This is a genomic window from Streptomyces sp. NPDC097617, from assembly GCF_044761485.1.
Lineage (GTDB): Bacteria > Actinomycetota > Actinomycetes > Streptomycetales > Streptomycetaceae > Streptomyces.
This window is the reverse complement of record NZ_JBIWCL010000024.1, coordinates 151,488-159,550: the sequence shown is the minus strand read 5'-3', so window position 1 is coordinate 159,550 and position 8,063 is coordinate 151,488. Positions and strand designations below refer to the sequence as shown.

The 8,063-nt window shown below is 71.3% G+C and carries 6 protein-coding genes; 2 read left to right on the top strand and 4 right to left on the bottom strand.

Annotated elements, in window-relative coordinates; genetic code table 11:
- Positions 1 to 106 precede the first annotated feature (106 nt).
- The 3 genes from ACIQZO_RS31395 to ACIQZO_RS31385 form a co-directional block, all read right to left on the bottom strand.
- Positions 107 to 1,168, bottom strand: coding sequence for a lysostaphin resistance A-like protein (locus tag ACIQZO_RS31395; protein WP_403632594.1), 1,062 nt, complete (start codon positions 1,166 to 1,168; stop codon positions 107 to 109).
- Positions 1,169 to 1,280: 112 nt separating this feature from the next.
- Positions 1,281 to 1,781, bottom strand: a complete 501-nt coding sequence (locus ACIQZO_RS31390) for a GNAT family N-acetyltransferase (protein WP_403632591.1) — start codon at positions 1,779 to 1,781, stop codon at positions 1,281 to 1,283.
- A gap of 279 nt (positions 1,782 to 2,060) precedes the next feature.
- Complete coding sequence (locus tag ACIQZO_RS31385; protein ID WP_403632588.1) at positions 2,061 to 2,243, bottom strand: hypothetical protein; 183 nt, start codon at positions 2,241 to 2,243, stop codon at positions 2,061 to 2,063.
- A gap of 450 nt (positions 2,244 to 2,693) precedes the next feature.
- On the opposite strand from ACIQZO_RS31385, the gene ACIQZO_RS31380 reads away from it, so the two are divergent.
- Positions 2,694 to 3,875 carry a hypothetical protein gene (locus ACIQZO_RS31380; protein WP_403632585.1) on the top strand — a complete coding sequence of 394 codons (1,182 nt, stop codon included), beginning with the start codon at positions 2,694 to 2,696 and terminating at the stop codon, positions 3,873 to 3,875.
- 571 nt (positions 3,876 to 4,446) lie between these two features.
- Here the strand turns inward: ACIQZO_RS31380 and ACIQZO_RS31375 are convergent.
- Complete coding sequence (locus ACIQZO_RS31375; protein WP_403632582.1) at positions 4,447 to 5,826, bottom strand: hypothetical protein; 1,380 nt, start codon at positions 5,824 to 5,826, stop codon at positions 4,447 to 4,449.
- A gap of 170 nt (positions 5,827 to 5,996) precedes the next feature.
- On the opposite strand from ACIQZO_RS31375, the gene ACIQZO_RS31370 reads away from it, so the two are divergent.
- Complete coding sequence (locus tag ACIQZO_RS31370) at positions 5,997 to 7,916, top strand: hypothetical protein (protein ID WP_403632579.1); 1,920 nt, start codon at positions 5,997 to 5,999, stop codon at positions 7,914 to 7,916.
- The last annotated feature ends 147 nt before the right edge of the window (positions 7,917 to 8,063 follow it).

The following is an 8,063-nucleotide window of genomic DNA, read 5'->3' as shown; positions in this document are numbered from 1 at the left end:
AGGCCGGAAGCCGACTCGGGAACGGGCGAAGGCCGGCGCCGGACGGATGCCCGGAAGCAGGACGGAGTGGCTGGTGCTGGAGACGTAACCCGGTGGGGTGCGGGGGTCAGGCGGAGGTCACCGGGTGCAGCGGGGCCGTTCGCTCGTCCGTGCCGGACGCGCGTTCACGGCGGCGGGTCACGCACAGCACGGCTGCCGCGTAGAGGAGCACCATGGGGGCATCGACGGCCAGGGCCCGCCAGCCCATGTCGGCGGCGGTGTCCGGGGACCCGAGGGCGCCGGCGATCGCGGCCGCGATACTCATCGCCACCAGGTTGTTGAGTATGTGCAGGGCGATGGCGGCCTCCAGCCCGCCCGTGCGGACGGTCAGCCAGCCCGTCACCGTACCGAAGACCACCAGGTCGGCGAAACCCCACGGGGTGCCCCAGCCGTGGGCCGCGGCGAACAGCAGGGCCTGCGGCGCGATCGCCACCCACGGGGAGCGCCACCACGCCCCGACCGCCTGCAGCAGCCAGCCCCGGAAGACGTACTCCTCGGCCGCCGCCTGGAACGGCACCAGCACCCACACCGCCGCCAGTCCGGCCAGGAACGTCGACGCGCCCGCCCACACGGCCTCCTCCCCGCCCGAACCTGACGGGGCGGGCAGCAGGACCTGAACGCCCATCCCGACGACCACCAGAGGCAGCGCCAACGCGAGACAGACGGCCAGTCGGCCCACGCGCAGCCGGCCGGAGACCGAGGAGACGGTCCCCGCCGGACGGCGCTGCACACACCGGGCCACCAGCAGGACCACCGGAGTCGCCACGGCTATGGACAACAACGCCAAAGCCATGTCACCCACATCGCCCCATACAGGCACCCCATCGGAGTCCAGCGGCCGGTGCGCGACTTCCCCCAGAATCTGGGCACCGACGGCGAGCACCAGCATCAAGGCGAGCACACCGACAAGAACCAACACCGTCCCGGCCACCGGCCGCCACCAACCACACCGCCCGACAGCCCAGGCCAACCGGTGATAGGCCACCGGCTTCTGCGTCGCCGGGCCGGACGACAGCAGGTGCGCCAACATCGGATGGGCCGGAACGGGGTGGGGCGGTACCTGGTGGGCCGGTGCGGGGGCGGCGGGAAACACCTGTGCCGGATCGGGAACCGTCGTCTCACTCGTCATGCCACCAGCATTAGCCATGCCACCCACAACCCTCCAATGCCCACCCCCACTCGACCGCCACCACCGACACCGCGGGCACCCGAGGGCGCCACGGTCTACCCAGGGGGTGTCGTCAGCAAGGCCGCTCGTACTCGACCTGATCCAGGGGGCGGCCGTCACCGAAGTCGATGGTGCGCCCGGTACGGCACTCGTTGAAGCCGCACTTGACGTAGAAACGGCGCGAGCGCGGAGTCTCGCGCAGAGTCCACAGGTGCACGCGGGTGAACCCGGCCTCGCGCACATGCCGCAGCGTCCCGCCCATCAACGCGGCCGCAACCCCGCCGCCCCACACGTCGGGATGGCTGTAGAAGGAGAGGATCTCGGCCAGTCCGGGCCGGGTCGCCGACGGGCCGTAGGCCGACAGCGCCACCCCGCGGCCCTCCTGCTCGGCCAGCAAGGTCGTGGCAACGGCCCCCGACCCGACCCGCTCGTGCCATCGCGTCCGCCTGTCGGCCACCGCCCCCGCCGCGAACCCCGCCTCGAAGAAAGGCGCGTACGCCGCCTCCCAGGCCGCGGCATGGATCTCTCCCAGAACATCTCCGTCGCACGGACCGGCACGGCGCACAATGACCATCCACCCACCCTATCCACCCCCCATCACCCCAACACCGCGAAAGGAGACAGGGGGTGCCAGGGGGGACGCACCCAGGTGTAGTTGCCATCCGTGACGAGGTCCAGGACAGCGGTGGCCACCTCCGCACGCGGATGGTCCAGGGCGGCAAGGGCCGACCCGATCGGCGGGGACGACGGCAGATCCCAGGCCCGCCGGCAATCGACCCACTCCATGACACCCCGCTCGAAACTGCCGTCAGGCTGCTCGTCCCACTCGAACCGCGCCAAAGCCGCCCGCTGCTCACGAGGGATATGAAAGCGATGGACCAGGTGGAGCTTGCGCGGCGGCGGCGTGGGACCCGGACGGGAGACATGAGACCCACAACCACAGCAGCTCCCCGCCATCAGCCCGGCCCACATCAAGATCGAGTTCCTCGGCCAACTCCCGGCGCAATGCCCCGAACAGATCGTCACCGCGCTCCACATTCCCACCCACCAGCGTGTAATGGACGGAACCGGACGATCACGGCGCACCAGAGCGGCCTCATCACCGCAGAACACCAAAGCCGCGATAAGGACCCTGATCCGGGAGAACAGAAGCGGAACACCCGACTCGCCGTTCGTAGCTGTCACATCGACCAGCATCACCGCCCATCAACGGCACCATGCGCGGGATGCAGCCGGACCGCGCGTACGGGGCGGCTGGCTCGGTACGGGACCGAACCGAGGGGCGGGTAGTACCAACCACCTTGCGGGGGACGCGGACGCGGCCCACCGTCACGGGCCGGTGGGTGACCCCCGCTCGGGCGGTACTTGTCGCATGGACGTCCACACGACCGGATCCGGTATCCGATCCGATGTCACGGGTACACAGGAACACATAGTGCGTACCATCGCGTCCCACCACCCCCACACCACAGACGACGAGGAACCCATGACGACAACCACCAACACCAGCCGCGTCAAAACCGACTACGCCCAACAGATCGCCACCGACCTCGCGAGCAACCGCACCGCCCAACAACAACGACACAACCAACTACAACAACTCCAACAAGAAATCGGAGAACTCGAAGAAAACGAGCAAGTCCTCCTTCGAATGCAACACGCCCTCAACACCCCCACGCAACCGGACGCCATCACACCCCCGAGCACACGGCACACGGAACAAGCCCCGACCATCCCCACCGCACGCCGCACAACCACCACCACAACCCAACCGGCCAGCAACACCCACAGCACAAAGCCGAAGGCCAAGCCGACCAGCAGTACTGGTGGTGCGAAGGCGGAGCCGGCAGGTGACCCGGCCGCGAAGCCCCCGCGCACCCGCACCACGACCACCCGCAGCACTGGCGATGTGAAGGCCGAGCCGGACAGCACCACCAGCGACACGAAGACGAAGCCCCGCAGTACGAAGGCCGAGTCGAACGGTGCGCTGACCACGAAGCCCCCACGCACTCGCACCACCAGCAGCACCCGTAGGACAGCCACCCGACGGACAGCCACCGGCAGCAGCACCGGTGGCACGAAGGCCGAGCCCGCCAGCAACACCGGCAGCACAAAGGCGAAGCCGACAGGTGCCCCGGCCACGAAGCCCAGCACCGGTGGCACGAAGACACAGTCGGCCGGCGCCGACAGTACAAAGGCCGAACCGACCAGCAGCACTGACACCGTGAAGGCGGAACCCCACAGCAGCATCGGCGCCGAGGCCGCCAAGGCCGAGCCGGTCGACGCCCGGGCCGTGAAGCCGCCGCGCACCCGCACGTCTGTCACCCGCAGCGCCAGTGGCACGAAGGTGGAGTCGGGAAGCCGCCTCGATGCCGGTGGAGCGAAGGCCGAGTCGAGCACCACCACCTCCAACGCCACGGCGTCCTGGCTCACACTCGTCTCGGCAGCCCTGGCCGGTAGGACGGAACCGCGGTCCGCGGCCGAAGTGACCGACAGCATCAGCACCGCCCACCCCGAACGCAAAGTCCAGGCAGCAGTCATCCGCAACACCCTCGAACAAGGCGTCGCCCGCGGCCTCATCGAACGAACCAAACAAGGCCGATCCGTCTACTACACCCCCACCGCCCCCCAGACTCAGAGCACCGACACCAACCAACCCCAGCCGTAACCCCCAACCCCACAGCGGTGTGAGGGGCGGGGCCCGGGTTCCGGTGTCGATGACACCGGAACCCGGGCGTGCCGCCGCGGCGTGAGAGACCTGGGGTGTGAGGAGGTGGGTTCATGGCGGCTACGACGACCTTGATCCCCGCCTCCACCCCTGGTCCGCGCGCGAACGGACCGACAGCCAGGGCGACACCGGCATCACCAGGCCATCTCAAGTCCCGGACCGACCGCGGATGGAACATCGCCACGGAGGGCGCCGCCAACACCACCGCGCGGACCGCAGGATCCGCCATCATCGTCACCGGGCGAAAGCCCACCGCCCGGTACGACACCGTCCTCCGCTCAAGGTGGCCTCCGCCTGCTACCTCTGCGGATCGGCCACCGCTCTCGGCGGCGACGAACACCAGCCCTCAGTCCCGATAGCAGCCGACCGCCAACCGGCCGGCGCGGAACAAGCAGCCTGCGACCGGCCCCGGGCGGCTCCGGGCGGCCCCTGGTAGCCCCCCACCCCGGACCGACCAGCACACTCCACCGGCCCGGCCCGGCCTGCCGCAGGCAGTCCAGCCGCCGGGTGTTCAGGTGCGGACAGGGCCTGGCAGGACGGGACTCTCCCACGCCGAGAGCCTTGCCCGTGCCAGTGCCAGATACCGCGGGTCCAACCCCGGCAGCACCCCCAGCACAGCAACCAGCTCCGTACCTACTTCAACCACCGCGCCCCGCTCCCCCAGCCGCGTCCAGCAGTACAGAGCACCGGCCGCCGCCGCGTGCACCTCGGGCCCGCTCCCGCCCTGCCACGCCAACCGGACCCGGCACGCCCCCATCCACAACCGTGCCGCCAGCAGGAAATCACCCGCCATCCGCGCCAGATCCGCACGGATCTCCACCCACTGCACCGCCTGCGACGACGACACCCCGTACACGCCCCGCACGTACTCCTCCCACGCCTGCGCCAGAGCAGCAGCCTCACCGTGCCGGCCCTCCGACGCCAACGCATGAATGTAGGGCCGCGGATCCCCACCCGACACCCCGGCAGGCACAGCAGGGACATCCCCACCCGACGCCACGCCCGACTCCACGCCCGACATCACGCACGACGCCACGCCCGGCATCCCACCGGGCACGACGGCCGGAGCCGGACCGGCATCCGCAAGCGAACGCGAGACCGGCTCGGAGGCCGGCACGACCGGCCGGTCCTGCTGCCGGCCGACCTCCTCTCGACGCTCCCCTTCACCCCACGGCTCCTGCGACAAGGGTGGCTGCGGCGGCGGGCCCTGGCGCATGCTCAGCTCGCGGGCGGTCGGCAGGACCAGCGCACCCGGCGGCAGGCCCGCCGTCCCCGCCGCGAGAGCGTGCAGCTGAACATCCGACGGCCTCATCGGAGCACGCCGCAGCTGATCGATCCACTGCCGGGTATAACCACTCACCGCACCATCACCCGCACCGAACCCCGGCGGGCACACCACCCCGTACACCTGCACACTCGGCGAAGCAGGCAGGCTTCCGTACTCCCGCAACAGCGGCCACGCATCCCGGTCCGCCGCAAGGTCCAGGAGCACCGTCGTCAAGCCCGCCGGACGCCCCCGCAGCTCAGCTCCCAGCCACTCCCACGGCACAGCCGTATAGCGCACCGCCGACGCCGTCGTCCCCGCCAGGGCGAAATACAGATGCCGCCCCCGCCGGTCCGCGGTCAGCCGACCCGACAGATAGACCAGCAACGGCCCCGGAGCGGCGGCCGCCGCACGCAACCGCGTCAACACCGTATTCGGATCACGCGTCCCGTCCAGGCACACCGTGTCGGTAGGAACATCGCTGCCCAGCAATACCGATGCCGGCACCATCGCCAACGCAGCGAGGTTCGCGCTGGGAACCAGCTGCACCGTCCGGCGTCGCGCCGCCACATCCCCTGCTATCAGCAGAACATGCCCCCGGTGCGGCCCCGGTCCATTGAAATACATGAGCAGACCGTACTCACCCTGCACCCCACCCCGCGAACTCCACCGCCCTCACCGGCCACCGGCCACCCATCACCAGCAGACCCCGGCGGGCTGCAGCGACGAGGATGTGACCATCCCATGATTCACTCGTTGTCCGTATCGTGGGACTACGAAAAGGATCCAGGGCCTCCGTGCGGCAAGCCGAGGCAGTCATCGTTGAGCGCTACCCCCAACTCGTGCGTCTGGCCTACCTCTCGCTGCCCACGTCCCTCGACCGCCACTCGCGTGTGCTGCGCGCCCATCGGGCCGTACAGCAAACCCTGCGCTCCGCCGGTCGCAGCAGCAATACCGGCAGCGGCAGCGGCGGCAGCAGCGAGGACCGGCCCGACTCCCTCACGGTCGTACGGGCCGAAGTCGTCCGGCGCGTCGGCGGGACGGTCCGCCCGCCGCTGCCGTTGCCGCCGTGGGTGTGGGGACTGCGGATGTGGCCCGCGGCGGAAGGCCTCGACGAGATCGCCCGCGCCCTGATTCCGCTGACCCCGCCGGCCCGAGCCGCGTACGTACTGTGTCGGCTCGACGGGCTGGACGAGCCCGGCGCGGTACGCGTACTGGAGCACGCCGGCATCCGTGACGCCGCCGCCGCGGTCCGCGAGGCCCTCGCCGTCCCGGCCGGGGAAGCGGGCCCCGCCCTCCCCCACCCCACCGCCCTCGATGCCGCCGCGGTCCACACCCGACCCTCTGACCTGCTCCGACGCCGCGGCCGGGTCCGCGTCGCCTGGGCGGCGACCGGCGTCCTGGTCCTCGCCGCCGTCCTCGGCCAGGGCAGTCGCGAGGTTCGCGACCCGACTGCCTCCGGGCCCTACGCGGGCTCCCCCGCCGCCCGGATCGCCCTGGACCCCGCCAAGCTGGTCCGCACTCCCGCCCAGGCATGGTCCGACACCGGCCGGGTGGACTTCACGGCGTGGCCGGCCCGGGGCTCCCGTACGGGCGACACCGCCCTCCTGACCCGGGCCCTCGGCACCTGGGCCGCGCCCCCCGGGGGCACCGTGGTGACCGTTTCCCCCACCACCCCCGCCGAACCCCCCGTGCGCCCACCCCACCTGCTGTACGCCGGAGATGCCGGCGACCCGTCCAACTCCCGGAACGGCTCCTCCGTCGTCGTCGTCCTCCTCGACGCGGACCGCATCGTCCGGTACGCAGAACACGACGGCCGCCGCCGCACGCTCGACATCTCCCGGGTGGACGACGCCAGCGTCACCACCGCCGCCGCGCTCACCCTGACCCGTACCGGCGACACGGCGCGGGAGTTGCTCGCCCCCTGGATCGCGACCGCCGCCGAGCGGGACCTGAACGGGCCCACCGGGCCCGCCCGCACGCTGCCGATCGACCGCGATGGCACGGTCCTCGCGCACGTGACCTCCGCGGACGGTCCATGTGGCAGTCGGCCCGTGCTGGAGGTCGCTTCCTCGGCACGGATCGTGGGGAAGCACTCCTTCCTCCTCGCCGATCTCGGCGGCCTCCTTCCGGTGCACCTGACGTACACGCCGCTCGCCGAGGGATCCGGCGCGGTGCCCGCACGGCAGCCCCGGGAGGCCACGGGGCCCGCAGCCTTGGAGCGTTGGGCGCAGGAGGCCTGCACACTGCGTGGCGTGGACGCCCGCTCCGTGCGGTCGGTGAACCTGTGGGACTTCGCCGCGTCCGACCTTCCCGAGGACGCCGGACGAGCCGTCTGGTCGTGCAGCCGAGCCACCCACTGGACCGGGCAGGGCGACGTCGAGGTAAGCCTGCGCCCGCCCGTCGGGCCCTCGGTGTCCGTGGCACGAGCCCGCGCCACCGCCGCCTGCGGCCGCTTCGGCCAGCACGTCCTGGCAGGTGCGGTATGGCGCGCGCCGTCCGGGCGGCCGTACCTGCTCGCCGTGGGGAGCCGCGAGGTCGCCGAGATCACCGCCGCCGGTCCCGTTCGAGCCCGCGCCTCGGGCCGCTCACTGACCGCCCCCGCGCCCGAACCGGCACCCACCACGGTGGCCGCGGCGGCGGCCACCCTGACGGCCCGACTGCACAGCGGAGCAGTCATCACGGCTCTCGACGGCGCCGCAGGAGGCCGGGACTAGCGTTCAGCGTTCAGCGTTCGTTGCGAACGTCGATCCTGATCGTGAAGGACCACGTTCTGCGGGGTGTGGTGATCTGACGAATGGCCAGTGGGCTCGGTGTGAGACGTTGCTGACGCATGGCATCAAGCCGAGCATCCGCCCGTGTGG